Raw genomic sequence first — 23,485 nt, forward strand, 5'->3', positions numbered from 1 at the left:
GCGCAAGGCGGGTTTAGCCCCGCAATGCCGCGGCAGCCTGATGTATCGCGCGACGGATGCGCGTATACGTACCGCAGCGGCAAACAATATCCTTCATCGCGGCATCGATGTCGGCGTCCGACGGCGACTTGCGCCGCGCCAGCAACGCGGCGGCCGCGATCAGCTGGGCGCTCTGGCAATAGCCGCACTGCACGACGTCGCAGTCGGTCCATGCGCGGCGCAGCGCGTCGGCCACCGGGCCGTGCAATCCTTCGATCGTCGTCACCGATACGCCGTGCAGTTGCTTGATCGCCTCGCGGCACGCCGGCTTGGCTTCCTTGCCGACGAACACGGTGCAAGCGCCGCACACGCCGATGCCGCAACCGAACTTCGTACCGGTCAGGCCCAGTTCGCAGCGAAGCACCCATAGCAGTGGCGTTTCGGGTGCCGAACCTACATCGACGATCTTGCCGTTCACAGTGACTCGCACCACTTGCACCATCGGTCGCCCTCCCACAGTTCTTCCCCCGCCGGCAGCGGCGGCGGTTCCACGAGCGGCAGCGTGTAGATCCGCTTGCCGGTCAGCGCGAATACGGCATTGGCAACGGCGGGCGCAATCGGCGGCGTGCCGGCCTCGCCCACGCCATATGGCACGGCGTCCGGGCTAGTCATGACATGCGTGTTGATCTGCGGACAGGTCTCCATGTCGATCAGCGGCACTTCGCTGAAATAGTGCTGCTGCACCTGCCCGTTTTGGATCGTGATCGCCTGCTGCATCGCTGCGGACAAGCCGAAGACGATGCCGCTTTCCATCTGCTGCGTCACCAGATCCGGGTTGACCACCACGCCGCAGTCGACGACGCAGAACACACGGGTCACGCGCCAGCCTGGCCCATCCCTGCGAACCTCGGCCACCTGCGCCACGATGCTGCCAAACGATTCGTGCATGGCCATGCCGCGTCCGAACTCGGTGCCTGACCCGTCCTTCCACTTCGCGGGCCGCTTCCATCCCGAGAATTCAGCGAGTTTGCGCAACACCGCCACATGGCGCTGGTGCGCGGGTGCGGCAAGCATGTCGATGCGAAACTGGATCGGGTCCTTGCCTGCCGCAGCAGCCATTTCGTCCAGGAACGATTCGACGAAGAACGCCTGATGGGAGTGGCCGACCGAGCGCCAGTAGCCGACCGGGATCGGCAGTTCTACGCGGCGATGGCTGACTTCCACGTTGTCACATGCGTAAGGCTGATCGAACGCGCCTTCAGCCATCGTGGCATCGGGCAACACACGGGCAATGGCGCTTGGCACGCTATAGGTACGCGCCAGCGACTGGCCCGACACCGACTGGCTGGCGGACACGGCCCGCCATGCCACGAGTTTCCCGTTCGCATCGAGTGCGCCGCTGAAGCGGGATATGCATGTCGGCCGGTAGAAGTCATGCGCCATATCCTGCGGACGGGACCACACCGTTTGTACCGCCTTGCCTTTGGCGTGCGCGGCGATGACGGCGGCCTGCGCGACGTAGTCGACCTCCAGGCGCCTGCCGAACGCGCCGCCCAGAAAGCGCTCATGGATGACGACGTCGTCTTCATCGAGATCGAGCGCATTGGCAACGGCCGTGCGCGCGGCCTGCGGTACCTGCGTGGACACCCATACCGTTGCGCGCCGGTCCTGCACCAGCGCCGTGCAATTGATCGGCTCCAGCGCGCCGTGTGCCAGGTATGGCACCTCGTACTGCATGTGCAGCACCTTGCCGTCCTTGCCCTCCTGCCCACGCTTCAGCGCCGCCTCGGCGTCACCGACCGCGTAATACTTGTGCGGATGACCATCGTCTAGCGCGTCCTGCAGCGTCTTGCGTATATCGTCGCTACTGATTTTCGCGGCGGGGCCGTGGTCCCACTGATCCGCCGCCACGCGCAGATTGCACAGTGCGCGCATGGCGATGAACGGATTGTCGGCGATCACCGCAATGCCGCCGGTGCCGCCGTTGAAACCATCCACGGGATAGCAGCCGTGCACGCCCGCCACGCCATCGATCCGGACTTCCTTGCCTTTGAACTTGCCGCCGAGCGTCGGGCACATCAGCACGCTGGCGTAAAGCAGGGCAACCGGTGCGGCTGCGCCGATATCGCGTGCCAGATCGGCGGCCACGATGTCGATACCAAAGCGCAGGCTGCCGTCGAGCTTGGGCGCGGTTTCGATGCGGCGCATGTTCTTGCCGATCAGCGTGAACGATGCGGCGTCCTTGAGCTTGGGGTGTTCGGGATGCGGCAGCTTCCGGGTCAACGGGACGAGTTCGCCGAACGTCGCCGAGCGGCCCGAAGACGCGTGTCGCACGTTGCCGGCCTTTGCTACGCATTCATCGACCGGCACCGACCATTTATGCGCCGCAGCCGTGCAAAGCATTTCGCGCGCCGAGGCACCTGCTTCGCGCATTGGCATCCACAGGTCGCGGATACTCGTGGAGCCACCAGTGACCATCGAGCCGAAGTAGCGCGACACGCGCCGCGACAGGTCACGCGCCAGCACCGCATGCAGGCGCTTGTCGTCTTGACGATAAGGCAATCCGGCGCCGAGGTTTTCGCGGTTGATGTATGCGGTATCGATGAGCGACTGCACCACGCGCACCTGCGCCCAGTCCGCGCCCAGTTCATCGGCCAGCAGCATGGCCGCGCCGGTATGGATGCCCTGCCCCATCTCGGCCTTGCTCATGACGATCGTCACGCTGTTGTCCGTGCCGACGATGACCCAGCCGTTCAGCGGCACCGCGCCATCGGGCGCCGGTAGCGGCGTCTGGCTGTCGAGGCGTTCATCGGGGCGCGCCACCATCCAGCCCACCACGAGCGCGCCACCCGCCACCACGCCTGCGCCGCCAAGGAGAAACGATCTGCGACTCAGCATGATCCGTGATCGGGCACCGGACCGGGGCACGTGTCGGCCCGATCGGCGATACCCGGCATCCTCCGCGACGACCCCGCTTTCCCCCCCGGAAAACCGCATCTGTCTCCGATTTGCAAATCGAAGTTTTCAAGTCTTTTGATCACCTATATTAGGTGATGCGAACGATAACTGCGAGGCGAGCTTGCCACCGGGCCGGTGCGATCCCGAGAGAATGAATCGCGCTTGAAATCAGGTTGAAACAGGACAAGCATTCGGGCACCAGCCTCGCGGGCATGGCTTGCGCAGGCATCTGCCAACCGGGAGGTCGTCGATGCTTGCGAACAACGAAGCTGGCACTACGGTGCCATCCGTGGCCACAAGCGCCGCATCTTCGTCGGATACGGCAGCGAGCCGCGTGGAACTGTACACGCAGGAGCCGATGGTCAACTGGCTCAGTCCCGTGCAGTTGCTGATGACCGCGGCGCGAGTCACCGTGGCCCGCACGATTGGTGCATTCGCCGATGCACGCGCGGTACAGGCGGCGCTGAACCCGTTGGCCACCAATCCACCGATTCCCGTGGCCGCCGATGCGGAAGACGGTGTCTGGATCGATTACCTGGCCGATACCGGCGACGGCTGGCACTCGACCTATTCGATGGCGCTATGCGCCAGCCACCCCGTCCGTCTGCAAGCCGAAGGCACGACGCTGCCGCGTGCCGGTGTATTGCTGCTCGGCGGTGACCAGGTGTATCCGACCCCGGCAAACAGCGGCTATCGCACGCGTTTTCTTGACCCGTTCCGCGCCGCATTTCCAGCGCCGGTGCCAGTCGACGGTGCGGAAAACAGCGAAGAGACGATCCCCATTCCGGGCGCCCCGCTCATGCTCGCCACGCCTGGCAATCACGACTGGTACGACGGGCTGCGTGGCTTTGCGCAACTGTTCTGCACCGGCGCGGCCATCGGCGGCTGGCAGACGCGCCAGCGCACCAGCTACTACGTGCTGCAGTTACCGCACGGCTGGTGGATCTGGGGTCTCGACCTGCAGCTTGAATCGGAGATGGATCTGCAGCAGTACGAGTACTTCAAGGCGATGCATGAAAAGCTCGCACCAGGCGATCGCGTGGTGCTATGCACGCCTGAGCCGAGCTGGATCGACGAAATGGAAAGGCTGTCGCGCTCAAGGCGGCGGACCCTGCCGACACTCGAAGCCCGTACGCCGCGCTTTCGCAGCCTGAGCAGGATCGAGCGTCTGCTCGGCGAACATCTGGTTGCCGTACTCGCTGGCGACAAGCATCACTACGCACGCTATACGCCCGAACCCGGTACCCCAGGGCCCGAGCGCGTGACGTGCGGCGGTGGCGGCGCGTTCCTGCACGGCACCCATCAGTTGCCGCGCTCGCCCGACTCGATTGCCATCGGACGCACGCGCCAGCGCTATCGATTGGCGGACTCCCTGTACCCGGATCGGGATACCTCGCTGAAGCTGCGCAACCGGGCCTGGCAGCTACCAGTGCGCAACGTCGGACTCTGCGCGTTGTTCGCGGCGATCTATTTCCTGTTCAACTGGATGGCCCAGAGCGCCAGCAGGATTGCACCAGCTTCGCCGCCGCATGGAAGCCTGATGGATACGCTGGCCGCACTGCCAATCGGCTTCGACAGCATCTGCGCCGCGTGGCGCGCGCTATGGCAGACGTTGGCAAACAGCCCGGCATCGGTACTCCTTGCGATTGCCGTGCTGGCATTCTTCGCAGCCCTGTCGACGCGCGGCGTGCGCAGCGCGATTTCACTCGCGGGACTGGCCGGTGCGCTGCACGGCCTGTTTCACGTAGGCCTTGCCGCGGTGCTGTTCTGGGTGCTGGCCCGAGTCAACCTGCACTTGCTCGGCGTTCAGACCGACGACTGGTTCATCCTGCCGTTGCTGCTGGCCGAAACCGTACTGGCAGGCGGCATCCTGGGCGGACTGCTGTTCGGCATATGGATGGTCATCGCCAACCAGTTGTGGGGCCTGCACGCCGAGGAAGTGTTCTCGTCCCAGTCCATCGCGGACTACAAGTGTTTTCTGCGCATGCGCTTCGACGCCGAGACGCTGACGATCCATCCGCTCAAGCTGGAGAAAGTGTGCCGCCGATGGGTGCTCGGTCACGGTGTGGAGCGGCGCGGCGGATTTGGCCGGACCTGGCGCGTGGCGGCGACCGCTGGCGCCAGTGGACCGCGCTTCGTTCCCGCCAAGGGAGAGGTCGCGCCGCCGGACGCCATGCGGCGTACCGAGCCACCTATCGTCATCCGGCGACATGGAGGTGCGCAGTGAGCGGCCCATACACATACGATGCGGTGATCATCGGCAGCGGATTTGGCGGCGCGGTGTCGGCATGCCGCCTTGCGCAGGCGGGACACAAGGTGCTGGTGCTGGAACGCGGTCGGCGCTGGACACCCGACACCTACCCGCGCGGCGATGACGATCCGTGGCTCTGGAACCAGAAATCGCCGCACCGCCACAACGGCTGGGCCGATGTGCGGACGTTTTCGGACGTCTGGGTGATTGCCGGCGCAGGCGTGGGCGGCGGTTCGCTGATCTATGCCAACGTGTCGGTCGAAGCGCCGCCAAGAACGTTCGAGCACGGCTGGCCGGACGATATCAGCCATGCCGGCCTCAAACCGTACTACGACACCGTCGGTGACATGCTGGCCGTGGCGCCCGTGCCCGACAACCAGCTCAGCGAGCGCGCATTGCTGGTGCGCGAAGGCGCGCAAGCGTGCGGCTGGGGCGACCGGTTCCGCAAACTGCCCCTTGCGGTCAGCTTCAGCGACGATTGGCGCGCCGATCTGCCGGATGCGCGCGAAGACCGGCATTCCACGCGCTTTCAGAATCGTCACGGCCGTTGGCAAGGCACGTGCGTGCACTGCGGCAACTGCGATGTCGGTTGTCAGGTGTCGGCCAAGAATACGTTGGACCTGAACTATCTGGCCGTCGCGGAGGATCATGGCGCGGAAATCCGGCCTTTGCACCTGGTACAGCGGCTCGAACCGCTATCGCATGGCTGGCGAGTGCGATTCGACCGGATCGACCCCGAGCGCGAGGAGCGCATACCCGGTGAAGTCACGGCGAGCCGCGTGATTCTGGCCGCCGGTTCGATCGGTAGCACGGAGCTGCTATTGCGCTGCCGCGACACGCATCGCACGCTGCCCGGCTTGTCCGCGCGGCTTGGTCACGGCTGGTCACACAACGGTGATTTCGTGACCCCGGCGTTCTATGACGGGCGCACCGTGTCTCCCTCGCACGGCGTCACCATATCGGCAGTGATCGACCTGCTCGACGGTAGCGCACCGAACGGGCAGGCGCTGTTCGTTGAAGACGGCGGGATACCGAACATCGCGCGAAACTATATCCACCGCCAGATCCAGCGCATGCCGCGTGGCAAGTTGCGCGCCTTGTGGCGGGAAATCGGCGGCATCATCGACGACGGCGACCCGCTGGAAACCATGATGCCGTGGTTCGGCCAGGGCGTGGACCCGGCCGACGGGCAACTGCTGCTGCGCCGGAAATGGTACGCGCCCTGGCGTCAGACGCTCGAAATGAAATGGCGCTACCAGTCATCGGTAGCGGTCATCGAGTCGATGGTGGAGGCGCACCGGCAGCTATCGGTTGCCACGGGCGGCAACCCCTGGGTGCCGCCAACCTGGCGGCTCCTGCATAACCTGGTCACGCCGCATCCGCTGGGTGGATGCAATATGGGACGAACGGCCGAAGACGGCGTGGTCGACTCGCATGGACGGGTCTTTGGCTACGACGGCCTCTACGTCATGGATGGCGCGATCGTGCCGCGGGCGCTGGGACTCAACCCGTCGCGCACGATCGCCGCGCTGGCGGAGCGCAATATCGCGCTGCTCCTGCAGGAAGCGTAAAGCGTCAGTCCAGCGTGATTGCCTCGCGCTGGATCACCGCCGCCCACTCGGCCTCTTCCTTCTCGATGCGCTTCGCATATTCATCCGGCCCGATCATCACCACGTCGCCTTGCTGGCCCAAGGCCGCCTTGGCCTTCTCATCGTCGAGGGTAGCGCGCATGATCGCGTTCAGTTTCTGGACGATAGGCTGAGGCGTGCCCGCCGGTGCCAGCATGCCGATCCAGAACGTCGCGTTGAATGGCTTGAGACCGGCCTCCTCCACGGTGGGTACATCGGGAAGCTGGGCCATGCGCCTGGACGAACTGACGGCGATTGGCTTGAGCTTTCCGGCCTTGATCTGCGGCAGCGCGGTCCACGTGTCGAACGCCGTGTCGAGTTCACCGCTGATTACCGCGAGCTGGGCCTGCGCGGCGGACTTGTAGGGCACGTGCGTCGTCGACACCTTGGCCCGGTTGTTCAGCATCGCAAAGCTCAGGTGCGCGATATTCCCCGGTCCGGCGGAGCCGTAGCTGATCTTGCCCGGGTGCTGGCTGGCGTAGCGGACGAGATCGGGCACCGTTGCGACGGCATGCTTCTGCGACCATTCGGGATTGGTCACCAGAATGAACGGCGCCTCGATAATCAGCGTCACCGGGGCAAAGTCCTTCGTCTTGTAGGTACTCTTCTTGTAGAGGCTCGGATTGATCGTGACGCTGCTGGAGTTGGTGACCATCAGCGTGTATCCGTCCGGCGCGGACCGGGCCACCTCGCCCACGCCGATCAGGCCGTTCGCGCCGGCCTTGTTTTCCACGACCACTGGCTGCCCCAGCGACTTCGTCAACCGTTCGGAAACGATGCGCGCCACGGTATCGGTAAAGGAACCGGCCGGGAATGGGACGATCAGCCGGATCGGCTTGTTCGGCCAGTTCGCGCTTTGCGCGGCTGCGGGGCCGGCGATCATGCAGGTCGCAACCATCGCCATGCCGGCTTTCAGTACTTGTCGCTTGTTCATCGTGTCTCCTGTTTGTCGTTCTGGAATGCGTAGCCGTGGCTACGCCGGGCTTTTGGCGCCCTTTGGTTTTGCGTCCTGGCCGGTAATGCCATCCCTGGCAAGAGCGGCCAGGCGATCGGGTGCGAGTCCGAGCACGCGCGCCAGCACTTCGTCGGTGTGCTGCCCCAGCGTGGGTGACACGCTGCGCGTGGCGATGGGCCGAACCCCCGTGCGGAACCAGGCCGTGTTGGCGATATAGGTGCCGACGTGGGCGCGCTCCACCTCTTGCCAGAAGCCGCGCGCCCGCAGGTGTTCATCCTGCAGGACCTGCGACATCGGCCGCACCACGCCAGCCGCTATGCCCACCTGCTGAAGCTTCCGCATCGCGGCATCGGGGGCTAGCGTCGCGGACCACTGGCGGATGGCATCATCGATCCGGTCATGCTGCGCACGGCGGCCCGACGTCTTGGCAAGCGCCGCATCCAAGGCAAGATCGCTCCGTCCGATGGCATGACACAGCGTGGGCCACTGCGCATCGGCTACCGTCAGCACCATCCACGCATCGTCGCCAGCGCAGCGATAGATGCCGTGCGGCGCGTTGACAGGATGGCGATTACCGTTGCGCGATGACACGTTGCCCGAGACCGATTGCTCGATCATGAAGGGCGCCGTCATTGGCAACATCGCTTCGACTTGCGAGAGGTTGATATGCCGCCCCTTGCCCGTGGTGCGTTGGGCGAACAGCGCCACCAGGATCGCCGCTCCGCCATTCAGCCCGCCCACCGGATCGCCATAGGCGTACGACGTCATGGCAGGCGGGCCGTCGGCGTGCCCTGTGTAGAGCGGCAGCCCACTGGCCTGTTCGAGCGTGCCACCATACGCACGGGTGTTGCTCCAGGCGTTGCCCGTGCCGAATGCCGGCATCGACAGCATCACCAGCTTCTCGTTGCGCGCGCGTAGTGCGGCGTAGTCGAGTCCGAGCTTGGGCAACACTTCGGCCGAGTAGTTTTCGATCACCGCATCGGCATGTTCCACCAGGTCCAGCAGCAACGCCTTGCCCTCGGGCTGCGTCAGATCCAGCGTGATGCCGAGCTTGTTGCGGTTCATCAGGTTGAAGTTCGTGTTCTTCTCGTAGACCCTGTCCCGATAGAACGCCTCATTGAAGATCGCGCCGCGCCACCAGTCGGGGTAGCCGGTGCTTTCCACCTTGATGATTTCCGCGCCGAAGTCGGCCAGCGTCCGCGATGCCAGCGGTCCGGCCCAGCCCATCGTCAGGTCGACGATACGCAGCCCTTGCAGCGGCAGTTCTTCGCCCGACGTCCGCGCCAGCCGATGGCGCGGCAGATGGTCCAGACCGGCCCGGCGGTAATGTGCATCGTGCGCGCCAAGCGCGGGCGCCGCGCCGCCGGGCAGCGGGCCAGCCTCCTCCAGCGGAAACGGCACGACGGGGCCTTCGAATGCGACACCGTCGAGCTGCACCGGCACGAACGCACCACGCTCGCGGTGCACGGTCTGGCTCAGTAGCGTCGCCATATCGGGCACGACCACGGCCGGATGCTTCTTGTCGCCGAGGATCTCGAACCATTGCTCGGCGGTACGCTCAAGGAAGGCCGGAATCAGAATGGCGTCGATCTGGTCGGCACGCGACATGCGTTCCGGGCCGCTTGCGTACGCCGGATCGTCAGCCAGATCGTTACGGCCGATTGCTTCGCAAAGCGCCTTCCACTGCGGCAAGGTATGCGTGAAGATGCCGATCCACCCGGCGGCGGTCTGGTAGATGCCGCCCGGGTGCGTCCCGCAGAAGCGGTTCACGCCAAGCCGCCGCTGCGGGTGACGCTTGTCCTGCACCATGCCCGCTTCCATCTCGACGACGCTGAACACGCACTCGTGCGCACTCAATACGTAGCGGCGGCTGCCCTGCCCGCTGCCGATCAGCGCGGCAACGGCGGCGGAGAAAACGCTCAGACCAACCGCTATCGCCGTCTGCACGTCGTGCGGCATATGCGGTGGACCTTCCACCGGTCCGCTGCCGTGCACCGCACCGGCCAGGGCGCGACACACGGCTTCCGAGCCAGCAAAATCGCTGTACGGACCGCTTTCGCCAAACCAGGTCAGCACGATCTCGATCGGCGCGTGCCCGCCCTGCTCTCGCGTCTGCCAGACCGGTTTCGCCAGCACGCCGGTGCCTTCGCTCAACGCACGCGCATCGAGCACCACGTCGCAGGTCAGCGCCAGTTGCGCCAGCCAGGCATCGTCTTCAGCGTCGCCCGCATCGGCAACCACACCGCGCTTGTTCGTATTGAGCCAGGCGAACAAGGCGCTCTCTGGCTGCGCATGGCCGGGCACGTTGACGAGCGGCGGCATTCGCCGCCAGGTGTCGCCGGCCGGCGACTCTACCTTGATGACCTCGGCACCAAAATCCGCGAACAGCTTGCCCGCGTAGGCCACCGCGGGTCCGCTGCCGATTTCGAGCACACGCAAGCCCCCCAGCGCCAGTTGGGCCGGATCAGGACAATTCGTTGTCATGGCATTCCCTGTCTGTGTTCCGGAAGGTGCGCTTACCACGCATCGACGAACCCACGGCGCTCCCTGCGGCCGCGAATCTCGGCCGATGCCATGCCTTGGGCAATCCATTTGCGGGTTTCGGCGGGGTCGATCACGGCGTCGATTTCCACGGCCGCGGCCGTATTGATCGCGTGGCCGCGCTCGTAGGATTGCGCCACCAGCCTGTCGAACAGCGCCTTGCGCTCGGGACCGTCAGGCACCGCTTCAAGCTCCTTCTTGAAGCCGAGCCGCACAGCGCCCTCCAGCCCCATCGGCCCGAATTCACCGGTCGGCCACGAGATCGTGAAACTGGCCGAGCGGAATCCGCCTCCGGCCATTGCCATCGCGCCCAGGCCATACCCCTTGCGCAATGTCACGGCCAGCAGGGCCACGCGCAGCTTGGCGGCGGTCAGGAACATGCGCGATACGTGACGCACCTGCGCGCGCGCCTCCACTTCGGGGCCGACCATGAATCCCGGCGTGTCGATCAGCGAGACGATGGGCAACCCGTGCGCGTCGCACAGTTGCATGAAGCGCGACGCCTTGTCCGCCGCATCGGCATCGATGGCCCCGCCCAGGTGATACGGGTTGTTGGCCATGATGCCGACGGCCCGGCCTTCCACGCGGGCCAGTGCCGTATGGATGCCCGAGCCAAAGCCGCCGCGCAGCATCAGCACGCTGCCGGTATCGGCAATACCTTCGATGGCCTTGCGCGTGTCGTACACCCGCAGACGGTTCTCGGGCACCACATGGCGGAGGTCGAGCGGATTGGGCGCGCTCCAGTCCGCGACGCGTCCCTGGAACATCGACAGGTAGTGTCTGGCCGCGTGCGTGGCTTCGGCCTCGTTTTCGACCAGGATGTCGATGACGCCATTGGCAAACTGCACGGGCGCCGGGCCTACGTCTTCCGGGCGATAGATGCCAAGGCCGCCGCCCTCGATCATCGCCGGGCCGGCCATGCCGATGTTCGCGGACTTGTCGGCGATGATGACATCGCAGCAGCCCAGGAACGCCGCATTGCCCGCGAAGCAGCGGCCCGACACGACGCCAACCACGGGCACCTGGCCGCTCAACTCGGCAAAGGCGGCAAACGACGGCTGGTAGAGACCGGACACCGACGGAAAATCGACATCGCCGGGCCGGCCGCCACCGCCTTCGCCGAACAGCACCAGCGGCAGTTCGTCACGCAATGCCACCTCGACGATGCGATCGGTCTTGATATGGTTGCGCTTGCCCTGCGTACCGGCCATCACGGTGGCGTCGTACGCCATCACGGCACTGCGCGCACGGTCCTTGCCGACAAGTTCGCCGTTGACGCTGCCGATGCCCGTGATCAGGCCATCGGCCGGCGCATTGGCGATCAGGTCTTCCTTGCTGCGGCGCGACGCCTGCGCCGCCAGCGCCAGCCCGCCATATTCGACGAAGGTGTCGGCGTCGCACAGGTCCGCGATATTCTCGCGCGCCGTGCGCTGGCCCCGCGACCGGCGGCGCGCGACGGCATCGGGGCGAGCATCGTCGTACAGATAGGCATGACGATCCAGTACGCGCTGCAGATCGGCACGAATCAGATTTGGATCGTGGGCGTGGTCGGCGTCGATCGCTTCCCCAGCGGACTCGCCCGCCTCCAGCACAATCAGGATCTGGTTTTCTGAAGCCAGCGCGTTCTTTTCCAGCCGCAGGTCGACCACGCGGCCGCCGCATTCGGCAACGATCGTGTGCTCCATCTTCATCGCATCGAGCACGGCGACGGTCTGGCCCGGCTTGACCATGTCGTTGAGCTGGACCGACATCTCCACCACGCGGCCCGTCAGCGGGGCACGAATCGCCACCAACCCTTCGTCAAGTTCCGCTTCGGGTTCGGCGATGCGTGCGGCGTGCGGCGTCGATGGGCGCGAGGTATCGCCCAGCAGGGCATCCTGCGCCTTGCCCGCATCCGCAAGGGTTTCGGCGGCGCTCGCAAGCTCTGGCAGGATGGCTTCGAAGTGCCGGGTATGCACATCCTGCGAGAGAAAATCGTCGCGCTCGACCAATGCGCGCAGCAGGTTCAGGTTGGTCGGCACGCCGACGATCCGGAACTCGGACAGACTGCGCTGCAAGCGTCGCACCACGGCGCCAAATGTCGGCGCCGCGCTGCTGACGATCAGCTTGGCCAGCAAGGTATCGAAATTGGGTGACGGCTCATAGCCGGTGTAAGCGTGGGTATCGAGGCGAACATCGGGGCCGGAAGGCGGATCAAAGCGCTCCAGCCGGCCATGCGCGGGGCGAGCCAGACCTTGCGCATCGGTCATTTCCGCATTGATCCGGACCTGCACCGCATACCCCTTAGGCTGCGGCGGCGATGCGGGGTCCAGACCCAGGTCCGTCAGCGATCGCCCATCGGCCAGGCCGATCTGCAGCGCAACCAGATCCACCCCCGTGACCTGCTCGGTGATCGTGTGCTCGACCTGCAGGCGCGGATTGGCTTCGATAAAGACGAAATCCTTCTGCTCGCCCGATTCGGTTTCCTCGACCAGGAATTCGAACGTGCCGAGGCTGCGGTAGTTGACGCGCCGTGCGAGCCGGAGCGCGGACTTGATGATCTGCTCGCGCAGGTGTGGCTTCAGCACCGGGCTTGGCGCTATCTCCACCAGTTTCTGGAAGCGGCGCTGCAGCGTGCAATCGCGCTCGCCCAGCGCAACGACATGGGTGCCATCGCCGGCAATCTGCACTTCGATATGGCGCGCGCGCACGACCAGCCGTTCCGCGTACAGTGCATCGATGCCGAACGCGGACGCGGCCTCGGAGCGGCACCGCGCGTAGGCTTCGGCCAGATCCTCACGGCGGCGCACCACGCGCATACCCCGGCCGCCACCACCGCCGACGGCCTTGATGACCACGCCCGCGCCGCCCTGTGCGTCGAAGAAGCGGCCGATATCGTCCAGCGTGGCGCCGCCGGGCGTGGATGGCATGACTGGCACATCGCTCTGCGCGGCCAGTTCCAGCGCGCGCCCCTTGTCACCGAACAGCGCAAGATGCTCGACGTCCGGCCCGATGAAGCGGATTCCGGCGTCACTGCATGCCTGCGCAAAATCGGCGCGCTCGCTCAGGAAGCCATAACCGGGATGCACGGCATCGCAGCCCGTGGCCCTGGCGGCCGCGATGATGCCCGCGATGTCGATATACGCGGCCGGTCCGGTGCCGTCGAGCGCCACCGCTTGGTCGGCCAGCACGCGATGCCGTGCGCTGACATCGTCCTGCGAATAGACGGCCACGGTTCCGATATCGAGATCGCGGGCGGCACGCAGTATGCGCAGCGCAATCTCGCCGCGGTTTGCGATCAGCAGCTTTTTCAAAGGTTGTCTCCTCTTTTTTGTGTCTGATGTCTTGATTGCCCGGCGCTCAGGGCCGGATGCCGAAGCGGCTGATGCCGGGTTCACGCAGCGGCGCGGCCAGGTTGGCGAATTCGCAAAGCAACGCGCGCGTGTCGCGCGGGTCGATGATGTCTTCGATGACAAAGGCTTCGGCGCTGCGGAATGGCGACGTCAGGCTGCGCACGCGCAATTCGATCTCCGCACGCTTCTGCACGGGGTCGTCGGCGCCCTCGATCTCGGCCTTGTAGGCCACTTCCAGCCCACCTTCGATTGGCAAGGCGCCCCAGTTGGCCGATGGCCACGCGTAGCGGAAATTGAAGCGCCCCATGTGCTGATGCCCCGCCGCCGACACGCCGTAGGCGCGCCGCAGAATGACCGAGCACCACGGCACCGTGGCCTGATACACGGCGGCCAGCGCACGCACGCCGGCGCGCATGATGCCGGCCTGTTCGGCCTCAAGCCCGACCTGCAGGCCAACCGTGTCCACGAGATTGACGACCGGCAGATGAAAGGTCTGAGCCATGTCGACAAAGCGCGTGAACTTCTCGGCTGTGTCGCTATCCCAGCTTCCGCCACTAAAGGTTGGATCGCTCGCAATCACGGCCACCGGCCAGCCGTCGAGCCTGGCCAGGCCGGTGACGATGGCGCGGCCCCATTGCGCGCCGATCTCGAAGAACGACCCGTTATCGACCAGCGTCTGCACGATGGGACGAACGGCATAGTCGGCACCGTTGCCGCGCGGAATGGCCGATAGCAGCCATTCGTCGCGCCGTGCCGGGTCGTCATCGATCCGCGCGCTCGGCGGCAGTTCGTGCACCGAGCCCGGCAGATAGGACAGGAAGCGGCGGGCGCGCTCGAAAGCCTCGTGTTCGGTAGGCACTTCGTCGTCGACCACGCCATTGCGTGTATGAATCTGGCTGCCGCCGAGTTCGTTCTTGGTTAGCGTCTGCCCGACGCGCGCCACCACGGACGGCGGCCCTTCGTTGAACAGTTGCGAAGTCTCCTTGACCATCACGGAGTAGTGGCTCGACGCCACGCGCGCGGCGCCCATGCCCGCCACCGAACCCAGGGCCAGCGAAACCACCGGCACCGTGGCCATGTTTTCCACCACGTGCTGCCACACCTTCATGGTGGGAATCAGGGTGTGGCCCTTGATCTCGATATTGCGCACGGAGCCGCCACCGCCGGTGCCATCGACGAGCCGGATCATCGGCAGGCGCAGATCATGTGCCATCTTTTCCGCATGCACGAGCTTGTCGCCGACCGCGCCATCGTTGGCGCCGCCGCGCACGGTGAAATCGTCGCCGACCACCACCACCGGACGTCCATCGACCAGCGCGCGGCCCATCACCAGATTGGAAGGGACCAGATCGACCAGCCGCCCATTACCGTCGTAACGTCCGCTTCCGCTCAATCCGCCCACTTCGCGGAACGAACCGGCATCGGCGATGGCGTCCACGCGCTCGCGGACCGTCAGCTTGCCGGCCTGCTTGTGGCGCTCCACTTTGTCATCGCCACCCATCCGGGCGGCCAGCCGGCGGCGGTAGGCTAATTCATCGACTTCGGGTTGCCAGCTCACGCTTTTGTCTCCGGTTTCTCGGTCTTTGTCTTTCCCAAGACACTTTGCACGACCCGTGCCAGCCTTCGCGGACACTTGGGGCCGTTGATTTCATTGAGAAATCAAATGGGCGCGGCTAAGATGTCCGCCACGACGACATAAAAGTGTCCGCACGACGGACATCGCAGGAGACATCAGTGTCCTTGGAGACAACACAGCCGCTGGGTGCGTTGATCTGCTCGATCGACGGCACCCGGATTGCCGCCATTGGCGTTTGCGCCGATCCAGCCCTGGCCGACGCCGCGCAATCGGCCAGCGCGCACGCCACCGAGGCCGTGAATGGCCGCCGGCTTTTTCCCGTGGAGTCCGGTGACACGCGCTATATCGGCGTGTCGTTGGAAGATGGGCGGCATCAGGTCATCCTGGTCCACAACGCGGATGCGCACACGACGCTGTTCGACTTTCTTGGCACCGTGCCTTTTGCCGGCGCCATCCTCGACTACTTTCTGAACGATCCCTACCAGGCCATCACCGTGGTCGACAAGGCGGGGCTGGTGCGCTTTATCAGTCCGGTCCATGAGAAGTTTCTTGGCATCGAACGCGGCGCAGGCACGGGCAGCCCCGCGGCCGACGTGATTCCGAACTCGCGCTTGCCGCACGTGGCGACGTCCGGCAAGGCCGAGATCGGCCAGCTACAGCAGTTGAACGGGGCAACGCGCGTGGTCAATCGGATTCCGATCCGCGAGCACGGCCACGTGGTGGGCGCGATTGGCCAGGTCATGTTCAAGGGACCCGAGGAACTGGTACGCCTGCACAAAGAGCTTTCGGAGCTGCGGTCGGAAGTGGCGCGCTACCAGCGCGAGTTCGAGGGCCTGCGTGAACAGCAAACGACGCTGGGACTGATTGGCGAAAGCGCGCCGATGCAGCGGCTGCGCCGCGAAATCCAGACCGTGGCACGGCTGGACGTACCCGTGCTGATCCTTGGCGAGAGTGGCACGGGCAAGGAACTGGTGGCGCGCGCCATCCACAGCGCCGGCCAGGAATCGCCCGATGCCCGGCCGCTGGTCAGCATGAACCTGGCAGCCCTGCCCGCCACGCTGATCGAATCCGAACTGTTCGGCCATGCACCGGGCGCGTTCACCGGCAGCAAACGCCAGGGACAGGCCGGCAAACTCGAACTGGCGGCTGGCGGCACGGTGTTTCTTGATGAAGTTGCCGATATCCCGATGGAAATGCAGGTCAAGCTGCTGCGAGTGCTGGAAGACCATATGGTCGAACGGCTTGGCAGCGGACGGCCAAAGCGCGTGGATTTTCGCCTGGTGTCGGCGACCAATCGCGATATCCCCGCATTGATCGATGCAGGCAGGTTCCGCCTGGACCTGTATTACCGGCTCAGCGGCGTGGTGCTGCGCATTCCGGCGCTACGGCAAAGGCGCGAGGATATTCCCGCGCTGCTTCTGCATTTTGTGGAAGCGTTCTGCACACGAAACGGCATGCCGGCGCCACGGATCGAACACGACGTACAACGTTATCTGGCCGGGCAACCCTGGCCCGGCAATGTGCGGCAATTGCGGCAACGGGTTGAGGAGGCGCTGGTTTTCTGCGACGGCAGGCTATTAAGAGTGGCGGATTTTGCGCGCGGCGATGCGGCACGCGGCATCTTGCCGTCGCAGCCCGTGGCCGATGTGGGTGTGGATACGGATGCGGATGTCAGAACGGTGATCCCGCCCTCTTCCCCTATTGCGGCGTTACCTGTCGACGCGACTGGCGGGATGAACGACGTTGCCTATGCGGCCGTTCTCGACGCGATTGCCCGCCACGGCGGCAACAAGAAGCGGGCGGCCGAACAGCTCAGGATTTCGCGCTCGCATCTGTACAAGATTCTGGAGCGTGGCGGCGGGCATTAAGCGCTGACGCGGCATCACTCCGTCAGGAATACGGGCTGATTCTCGTCCGGCGCTTCCCAGTAGGACGTCGTGCCATACGACAATTCAGTCCAGAGTCCGCTGCAGATGGTATTCCTGCCCGCCCGCTTGGCTTCGTAGAGCAGCGTATCGGCCGCGACGATCAACGCGCTTTCGGTGATTTCGTCTTCCACCACCGCAAAATCGGCGGCAAGCACGCCGATACTGACCGTCGCGTATATCTGATGGCCATCGGGCCGCGACAACGGGTGCTTTGCCACTTCGATGCGCATGGTCTCCGCAAGCCTGGCTGCCGTATCGTGGTCGGTCCTGGGCATTACCATCAGGAATTCTTCACCGCCATAACGCACCACGCTGTCCTGGTCCTTGCGCACGCATTTCTGAAGCAACGCGGCAACGTGCGCCAGCACGGCATCGCCACTCTGGTGGCCATACAAGTCGTTGATCTGCTTGAAATAATCGATATCGCACACCATCAGCGTCAGCCAGAGACGCTCACCCCTGGCCGATTTCAATGCGTCGGGCAGCAGCGTGTCGTGCAAATGCCGGCGATTGAAGCAACCGGTCAGATGGTCGCGGATAGACAGCGTTTTCAGCGTGCTCAGGGCACGGTATTCATCGCGCCATAACCGGTGATAGCGGCGCGCGGCCACAATGCCAAAGCTGTTGGTAAGCAGCAGCAACATCGACATCGTGACGTCATCGGAAAATCGCAGGTTACCGATGGCCGTGGCCAGTGCAATAAAGGCGACGGTGGCCGTGAGCGCAATACCGATGGCATATATCAGCCGGTTCGGAATGAACACGTAAATGACGATCATCATGATCGCGAGCGACATCGCGTGCCAGGACAGCTCTCCGGGACGGAACCACACGACGATCATGAAGATGGCCAGCGTGACGACTTCCGCGACACTGGCTGCCAGCCAATGGGCCTGAATCGAGTCGACCTGCCGGCGAATCAGGCAAAGGCCGCCAAACGCGGTGACCGCCACCAGAATGCGGCCCGTCAGCAGAATCCAGAACGGTTGGCCAAGCCCGAGCGCCGCCAGATCGGTCAGGGCGAACGCCAGAAAGAACGACGCGCAGAATACCAGCGTTGTTCGAAGCGATGCTCCGGTATGCGGCAGATGATGCTTCTGAAAGTCTCGCTCCAGCTGCGGATCGGAAAACTCCACCCACAGCGGGTCGACCGAATCAATCATTGCGACGGCAGATTTCGACATAAGAACCCAGGTACCCGAGCGGATCGATTATCCAGCACACGATCCATTTGGGTATCCCCCGTCCGGGTGAAACCCGAGGCGCCTATTCCGCCTGGGGCACCAGACGCGGCGTCTGTGTCCTGCCGATCAACGCAAAGGTAATCTGGATAATCCCCATCGCCAGCCCAAGCGCGGCCCCCACCTTCCACGCCATCGAGTAGTTATGCATCAGGTCATAGAGCCAGCCGCCGCCAAAAGCGCCGATGAAACTGCCGATCTGGTGACTGAAAAACGCCACGCCCGCAATCATCGCCTGCCAACGCAAACCGAATGTCTGCGCAATCCAGCCCTGAACCAGCGGGGACACTCCAAGCCACAGGAATCCCATGACCGCCGAAAACACCATCGTGCTTTCAGGCGTCGGCAAGGTATGAAAAAACCAAATAAAGCCGATGGAGCGGCAAATATAGATTCCGCCGAGCAGGAACAGCTTGTTGACCCGCCCTCCGGCCCATCCGAAGAACAGGCTGCCCAGCACATTGAAACCACCGATCAGTCCGAGCGCCTTGGCCGACAACATCGGGTCCATGCCGCAGATATCGAGATAGGCCGGCAAATGCGTGGTCAGAAACACCAGTTGCATCCCGCAAATGGTGTAGGCCAGCGCCATGACCACAAATGGTGGATGCCGCAGCGCCGTCATCAACGCCTGCCGTCCGCTCTGCTCCGCTTGCGCCCGCGTGGGCGATTCCCGGACTTTGTCCACCCGGCCACCAATCCAGGCCGCGGGCAACATGATCAACGCCAGTATCACGAACGACGCCAGGCCCATGCGCCAGCCCCATTCGCTGGAAATACTCTGCCCCAGCGGCGCGGCAATCATTGCGCCGAGCGACCCGGATGCCGACACGCATCCCAGCACGAGACTCCGCACCTGGGCATTCACCGCGCTGGAAGCCGCGGCCATTGCCATAGCCGTGCCGGTAACGGCCATCGCCATGCCAATCAAAATACCGCCGCCCAATATGACGGCCCATAACGTGTGCGACGTGGCCAGCAGCACCAGGCCGACGATATAGAGCAACGATCCGCCGACCATCAGCGGACGGAATCCGCTCCTGACCGCGAGCGCTCCGGCAAACGGCTGCAACAAGCCCCAAGTCAGATTCTGGACCGCCACCGCAATCGTGAAATCGCCGACCGAAATTCCGATATCGCGCGTCAGCGGCGGCACAAAGATTCCCAGGCTTTGGCGCAACCCCATAGCCAGCGACAACATGACGGAAGCACCGATGAGAATCGGCAAGACGGGGCGCAGCGAGGATAGACGAGACATGCGGTAGCTCTTTTTCTTGGCGCGGCATTGGGGGAAGCCGTCAGAGCTATTTTCGTTGAATCGTCAAGGAATTTGAATGCTCGGGAATACTAATGGCCGCCTGCCCTGCAGAAGGCGGCCGCATGTTATCGGCGGAAATCGGGATCACATCGCACATTCGTCAGTTCGCGCGTTCGATATCGGGAAGCACCCACGTCCTGTCGAAATACGCAAAGAACGTGTTGTCTCAGACGTCCCCCTGTGGTGAGAACCCCGGCGCAATCCATTGTTGTCGATTGGGCCGAAAGCGTGATGTGGTTTGCAAATTGAAAGATTTCGCAGCCGATCTGAAGCTTTCAAAAAAGCGCCTGCCGCTGCATTTCTGGTGAGTGACATTAGTGAGTGCTTGTTGAAGTATTCGAGAGTCGGCAATTCGGACTCCCACGCTCGATCGTCGCCACGACGAACGTTAATGTGCCAACAGCAAACTTGATTCGAAGACCTGCAATGAAAAAACTTCCCTGGACTTCAGTTGCAATGGCCGCCATCACGTTGGCAATCTCCGGCCACACCACGGCGCAGGTTTCGCGCTACGACGCCCTGGCCAACTCGGCATTCGAGAAGGACTATCCCACGGCTGAAACCTCGCGCTTGCTGCGTGACGAGTTGATTTTCCAGCGCGCCACTCAGGCCTATATCTGGGCATTACCGGCCATCAACATCTGGGCAATGAAGGAAAACTCCGAGAAGGTTTTCGGCGCGGGCTATAACGTCCTGCCGGTCTGGAAGGAGCGTATCAAGGCGTCCACACAGGTGACCACGCCGAATTCGGACGTGGTCTATGCGATGGGATATCTGGACCTGAAAAAGGATGGCCCGCTGGTCGTCGAGGCGCCTGAGGGCGTGCAAGGCATCCTTGATGATTTCTTCCAGCGGCCCCTGGCAGGCCCGACAATGGACGGTCGCACTTGGATGGGCGACGTCGGACTGGCCGGCCCCGACAAGGGCAAGGGCGGCATATACGTACTGCTGCCCCCCGACTACAAGGGTGAGCCACCAAAGAACACGCTGCCCAAGGGCGCCTTCGTGTACCGCTCGCGGACGTACAACGTATTTCTCTTCTGGCGCACGTTCTTCACCGACCCCAAGGATTTGTCGAAGCCGAACGCTCAGATCGCGGCCACGCGCATTTATCCGCTCGGCCAGAAAGCGTCGGCCAAGCCGATGCAGTTCCCCGACGCAAACAGCAAGCCGGCCAATCTGCTGTTTCCGCGCGATGCGAGCTACTTCGACATGATGTCCCGCTTTATCGACAGCGAATATGTCGATCCTGCCGATCTGGATATGCGGGGTTTCCTACACACGATAGGCATCGAGAAAGGCAAGCCTTTCTCGCCGACGCCGGAAATGCGCGCCCTGCTCGAACGCGCGGCCCAGACCGGCTTCAAGATCAGCAAGGTCGTCATCGCTGACATGGTGGCGCAAGAACCGGGCGGCAAGTATTACCCGGACCGGCAGTGGGTCAACGTGTTTGCGGGCGAGGACACGTCATTCCAGTCCGCGCGCACATACACCAACCTCGAACAACGGTCTGGCTATTTCACAAGCGCGTATTCCGCCAGCCCGGGCATGGTGAAGAACATCGTGAACGCCGGGGCCAAATACCCGGTCACGTCGCGCGACAAGGATGGGAAATTCCTCGATGGCGGACAGTCCTACTCGCTACACCTGCCACCGAACATTCCGGCCAAGAACTTCTGGTCCGCAACCGTCTACGACGGCACGACTGCCTCCGGCCTGGACAATGGCCAGTCATTTCCATCGCTGAACCAGATGGATAAGCCGGTGCAGAATCCCGATGGCTCGACTGACCTCTATTTCGGCCCGACGGCACCCGCGGGTAAGGACAAGAACTGGCTTCGCACGGTCCCGGGCAAGGGTTACTTCGTCATCCTGCGGCTTTACTCACCTGAAAAGGCATTTTTCGATCAAACCTGGAAGCCAGGAGACATCGAGAAAATCAAGTAGGAAAGGCCCGAATCCGCGCCTAGGTCTGCCCGGGCAGTCCGGAGACCGCGTCTTCCACCTTCTGAACCAAAGCCGCCTTATTCAGCGAGGGGGGCGGGCTACTTCGCGGTCTTCGTAGCCCGTTTAACAGCAAGCAAAGCTGTTTCATTCTCGTTACAGATGGTTTCAATGCCGCCGAGTTGTTGCGAACTCGCCTCCCCTATGCTGCATGCACAATCGAGCCCTGAGGAGAGGCGGACATGAAAACTAGAACCCATCTAAATCTAAAGAAAATAATCGCCGTCTTGCCGGTACCTTTTATTGTCGTTGCATGCGGTGGCGGTGACGGCGGCAGCGACAACACTCAGACTAATGGCACGCTACACGTGGCCATGACCGATGTCCCGTCCTGCGGCTTCGATCACGTCTTTGTCACGGTCAACAAGGTGCGGGTGAACAGCAGCAGCAATGCCGGTGACAACGACAGTGGCTGGACGGACATCGCACTGCCGACGCCGCAAAAAGTCGATCTGCTCTCGCTCACGAACGGTGTTCTGTTCGACATTGGCCGTGCGCCTCTGCCGGCCGGCCAGTATCAGCAGGTACGCCTGGTCCTGAATGCGAACCAGGGCAATACCCTGGCCAACTCCGTGGTCGTCTCGGGCACGACGAACGAAGTGCCGCTGGCCACGCCAAGCGCCACCCAGAGCGGGTTCAAGATCATTCAGCCATTTACGGTACCCGCGAACACGCTGGTCGACCTGATTCTGGACTTCAATGCATGCAAGTCGATTGTTCAGCAGGGCAATGGATCGTACAGCCTGAAGCCGGTGGTAACCGCCACGCTTTTGACCGTCAGCGGCACAATCTCCGGATTCGTGCCTGCCGCGCAGGCCGGCGCCACGGTCTACGCGGAGCAGAATGGCCAGATCATTCGCGGCACGGTGGCCGATGCAAACGGCCAGTTCGTCCTGACGCCGCTCGTCCAGAGCAGCACCGGCGGCACCTATGACGTAGTGGTGGTCGACAACAAGCTGCCATCCGGCCATGCGACTGGCATTATCCGTGCCGTGCCGGTGACGGCGAGTGCGACGACCACGGTATCGACGTCGGCCGCTCCCATCACCCTACCCACCTCCGCGACCAACTCCGTTTCTGGTACCGCCACGGCATCGGCGCAGGCATCGGTACGCGCGCTGCAGACCATCAGTTCGCTGTCGTACGAGATTGCCTCGACGAACGCCAGGCTCGATACGGGCGCGTATTCGCTGGCGCTGCCGGCCGCGGCGCCGCTGATCGGCACATACAGCCCGGCGCTGCCGATTGCCCTGTCCGCTACCTCGGTTGCCGGACAGTATTCGGTGCAGGCAACCAGCGCGTCCGGCGCGACGCAGACCAGCGCAGCGAACGTGTCTGGCGGAAGCCAGAGCGGCGTGAACTTCAATTTCTAACCAGCGAAAAAGGGGCTTCAGCCCCTGCCGACCATGAAAACCATTCTCGTCATGATTACCCTTGGCGCCACGCTGCTCGGTGGCTGCGCTTACTACGTACCCGACCCAGGTCCGGCAGCTCGTCCGCAAGGCGGACCGGGCAACAACTACTGCCCGCCGGGCCAGGCGAAGAAGGGCAACTGCTGACTACGTCCGTTGCAATAGACCAAGGCCGACCCTCTGGGTCGGCCTTTTTTCTTTGCGCAATTGCAAGTGCAAACGAGAAGCGCGTGTTTCAGTGCAACCATTCGTAACACGCCCTGTATCGACCGGGAAGTCCGCAAGGCCCATCGTGGAACTGATTCATCGATTCGTCGATAAGTCAGTAGCGCGCGGCGGTGATGAATCTTGCCGGGTACAAG

14 protein-coding genes are annotated in these 23,485 nt (G+C 63.7%); 6 read left to right on the forward strand and 8 right to left on the reverse strand.

Features of this window, described 5'->3' with window-relative positions; genetic code table 11:
• Positions 1 to 13: 13 nt before the first annotated feature.
• Both AC3FLX_RS22795 and AC3FLX_RS22800 read right to left on the reverse strand, forming a co-directional pair.
• Entirely contained in the window at positions 14 to 472 is a 459-nt protein-coding gene (locus AC3FLX_RS22795; RefSeq protein WP_488699597.1) for a (2Fe-2S)-binding protein, read from the reverse strand.
• Positions 454 to 2,877, reverse strand: coding sequence for a xanthine dehydrogenase family protein molybdopterin-binding subunit (locus AC3FLX_RS22800; protein WP_488699598.1), 2,424 nt, complete (start codon positions 2,875 to 2,877; stop codon positions 454 to 456). Before AC3FLX_RS22800 ends, AC3FLX_RS22795 begins: the two co-directional genes overlap by 19 nt.
• Positions 2,878 to 3,187: 310 nt before the next feature.
• Between AC3FLX_RS22800 and AC3FLX_RS22805 the strand changes: the two genes are divergently transcribed.
• Both AC3FLX_RS22805 and AC3FLX_RS22810 read left to right on the forward strand, forming a co-directional pair.
• Positions 3,188 to 5,164 carry a preprotein translocase subunit YajC gene (locus AC3FLX_RS22805; protein ID WP_488699599.1) on the forward strand — a complete coding sequence of 659 codons (1,977 nt, stop codon included), beginning with the start codon at positions 3,188 to 3,190 and terminating at the stop codon, positions 5,162 to 5,164.
• Positions 5,161 to 6,759, forward strand: coding sequence for a GMC oxidoreductase (locus AC3FLX_RS22810; RefSeq protein ID WP_488699600.1), 1,599 nt, complete (start codon positions 5,161 to 5,163; stop codon positions 6,757 to 6,759). Before AC3FLX_RS22805 ends, AC3FLX_RS22810 begins: the two co-directional genes overlap by 4 nt.
• Positions 6,760 to 6,763: 4 nt before the next feature.
• Here AC3FLX_RS22810 and AC3FLX_RS22815 read toward each other — a convergent pair whose 3' ends face one another.
• From AC3FLX_RS22815 to AC3FLX_RS22830, 4 genes are read right to left on the reverse strand one after another with little or no spacing between them, the layout of a single operon-like run.
• Positions 6,764 to 7,750 carry a Bug family tripartite tricarboxylate transporter substrate binding protein gene (locus AC3FLX_RS22815; RefSeq protein ID WP_488699601.1) on the reverse strand — a complete coding sequence of 329 codons (987 nt, stop codon included), beginning with the start codon at positions 7,748 to 7,750 and terminating at the stop codon, positions 6,764 to 6,766.
• 39 nt (positions 7,751 to 7,789) lie between these two features.
• Complete coding sequence (locus AC3FLX_RS22820; protein WP_488699602.1) at positions 7,790 to 10,255, reverse strand: CaiB/BaiF CoA-transferase family protein; 2,466 nt, start codon at positions 10,253 to 10,255, stop codon at positions 7,790 to 7,792.
• A 32-nt stretch (positions 10,256 to 10,287) separates the two neighbouring features.
• Positions 10,288 to 13,605, reverse strand: a complete 3,318-nt coding sequence (locus AC3FLX_RS22825) for an acetyl-CoA carboxylase family protein (protein WP_488699603.1) — start codon at positions 13,603 to 13,605, stop codon at positions 10,288 to 10,290.
• A gap of 46 nt (positions 13,606 to 13,651) precedes the next feature.
• Positions 13,652 to 15,202 carry an acyl-CoA carboxylase subunit beta gene (locus AC3FLX_RS22830; RefSeq protein WP_488699604.1) on the reverse strand — a complete coding sequence of 517 codons (1,551 nt, stop codon included), beginning with the start codon at positions 15,200 to 15,202 and terminating at the stop codon, positions 13,652 to 13,654.
• Between the two features lie 176 nt (positions 15,203 to 15,378).
• On the opposite strand from AC3FLX_RS22830, the gene AC3FLX_RS22835 reads away from it, so the two are divergent.
• Complete coding sequence (locus AC3FLX_RS22835; RefSeq protein ID WP_488699605.1) at positions 15,379 to 17,088, forward strand: sigma-54 interaction domain-containing protein; 1,710 nt, start codon at positions 15,379 to 15,381, stop codon at positions 17,086 to 17,088.
• Positions 17,089 to 17,102: 14 nt separating this feature from the next.
• Here AC3FLX_RS22835 and AC3FLX_RS22840 read toward each other — a convergent pair whose 3' ends face one another.
• Together AC3FLX_RS22840 and AC3FLX_RS22845 are read right to left on the reverse strand one after the other, a co-directional pair.
• Positions 17,103 to 18,311 carry a GGDEF domain-containing protein gene (locus AC3FLX_RS22840; protein WP_488699606.1) on the reverse strand — a complete coding sequence of 403 codons (1,209 nt, stop codon included), beginning with the start codon at positions 18,309 to 18,311 and terminating at the stop codon, positions 17,103 to 17,105.
• A 103-nt stretch (positions 18,312 to 18,414) separates the two neighbouring features.
• Entirely contained in the window at positions 18,415 to 19,647 is a 1,233-nt protein-coding gene (locus AC3FLX_RS22845; RefSeq protein ID WP_488699607.1) for an MFS transporter, read from the reverse strand.
• A gap of 486 nt (positions 19,648 to 20,133) precedes the next feature.
• On the opposite strand from AC3FLX_RS22845, the gene AC3FLX_RS22850 reads away from it, so the two are divergent.
• The 3 genes from AC3FLX_RS22850 (at position 20,134) to AC3FLX_RS22860 (ending at position 23,270) form a co-directional block, all read left to right on the forward strand.
• On the forward strand, positions 20,134 to 21,654 hold the full coding sequence (locus tag AC3FLX_RS22850; RefSeq protein WP_488699608.1) for a DUF1254 domain-containing protein: 1,521 nt from the start codon (positions 20,134 to 20,136) through the stop codon (positions 21,652 to 21,654).
• Between the two features lie 239 nt (positions 21,655 to 21,893).
• Complete coding sequence (locus AC3FLX_RS22855) at positions 21,894 to 23,084, forward strand: DUF4382 domain-containing protein (RefSeq protein WP_488699609.1); 1,191 nt, start codon at positions 21,894 to 21,896, stop codon at positions 23,082 to 23,084.
• 33 nt (positions 23,085 to 23,117) lie between these two features.
• The gene (locus AC3FLX_RS22860; RefSeq protein WP_488699610.1) at positions 23,118 to 23,270 is read left to right on the forward strand and encodes a hypothetical protein; all 153 of its coding nucleotides are present in this window, start codon (positions 23,118 to 23,120) and stop codon (positions 23,268 to 23,270) included.
• The last annotated feature ends 215 nt before the right edge of the window (positions 23,271 to 23,485 follow it).

This window comes from Cupriavidus sp. 291-E7 (assembly GCF_057798835.1).

What these genes read in the sequence shown, in the direction of transcription:
- AC3FLX_RS22800 (WP_488699598.1), bottom strand. Translation starts at nt 2,877, where the DNA reads ATGCTGAGTCGCAGATCGTTTCTCCTTGGCGGCGCAGGCGTGGTGGCG.
- AC3FLX_RS22805 (WP_488699599.1), top strand. Translation starts at nt 3,188, where the DNA reads ATGCTTGCGAACAACGAAGCTGGCACTACGGTGCCATCCGTGGCCACA.
- AC3FLX_RS22815 (WP_488699601.1), bottom strand. Translation starts at nt 7,750, where the DNA reads ATGAACAAGCGACAAGTACTGAAAGCCGGCATGGCGATGGTTGCGACC.
- AC3FLX_RS22820 (WP_488699602.1), bottom strand. Translation starts at nt 10,255, where the DNA reads ATGACAACGAATTGTCCTGATCCGGCCCAACTGGCGCTGGGGGGCTTG.
- AC3FLX_RS22840 (WP_488699606.1), bottom strand. Translation starts at nt 18,311, where the DNA reads ATGATTGATTCGGTCGACCCGCTGTGGGTGGAGTTTTCCGATCCGCAG.
- AC3FLX_RS22845 (WP_488699607.1), bottom strand. Translation starts at nt 19,647, where the DNA reads ATGTCTCGTCTATCCTCGCTGCGCCCCGTCTTGCCGATTCTCATCGGT.
- AC3FLX_RS22850 (WP_488699608.1), top strand. Translation starts at nt 20,134, where the DNA reads ATGAAAAAACTTCCCTGGACTTCAGTTGCAATGGCCGCCATCACGTTG.
- AC3FLX_RS22855 (WP_488699609.1), top strand. Translation starts at nt 21,894, where the DNA reads ATGAAAACTAGAACCCATCTAAATCTAAAGAAAATAATCGCCGTCTTG.
- AC3FLX_RS22860 (WP_488699610.1), top strand. Translation starts at nt 23,118, where the DNA reads ATGAAAACCATTCTCGTCATGATTACCCTTGGCGCCACGCTGCTCGGT.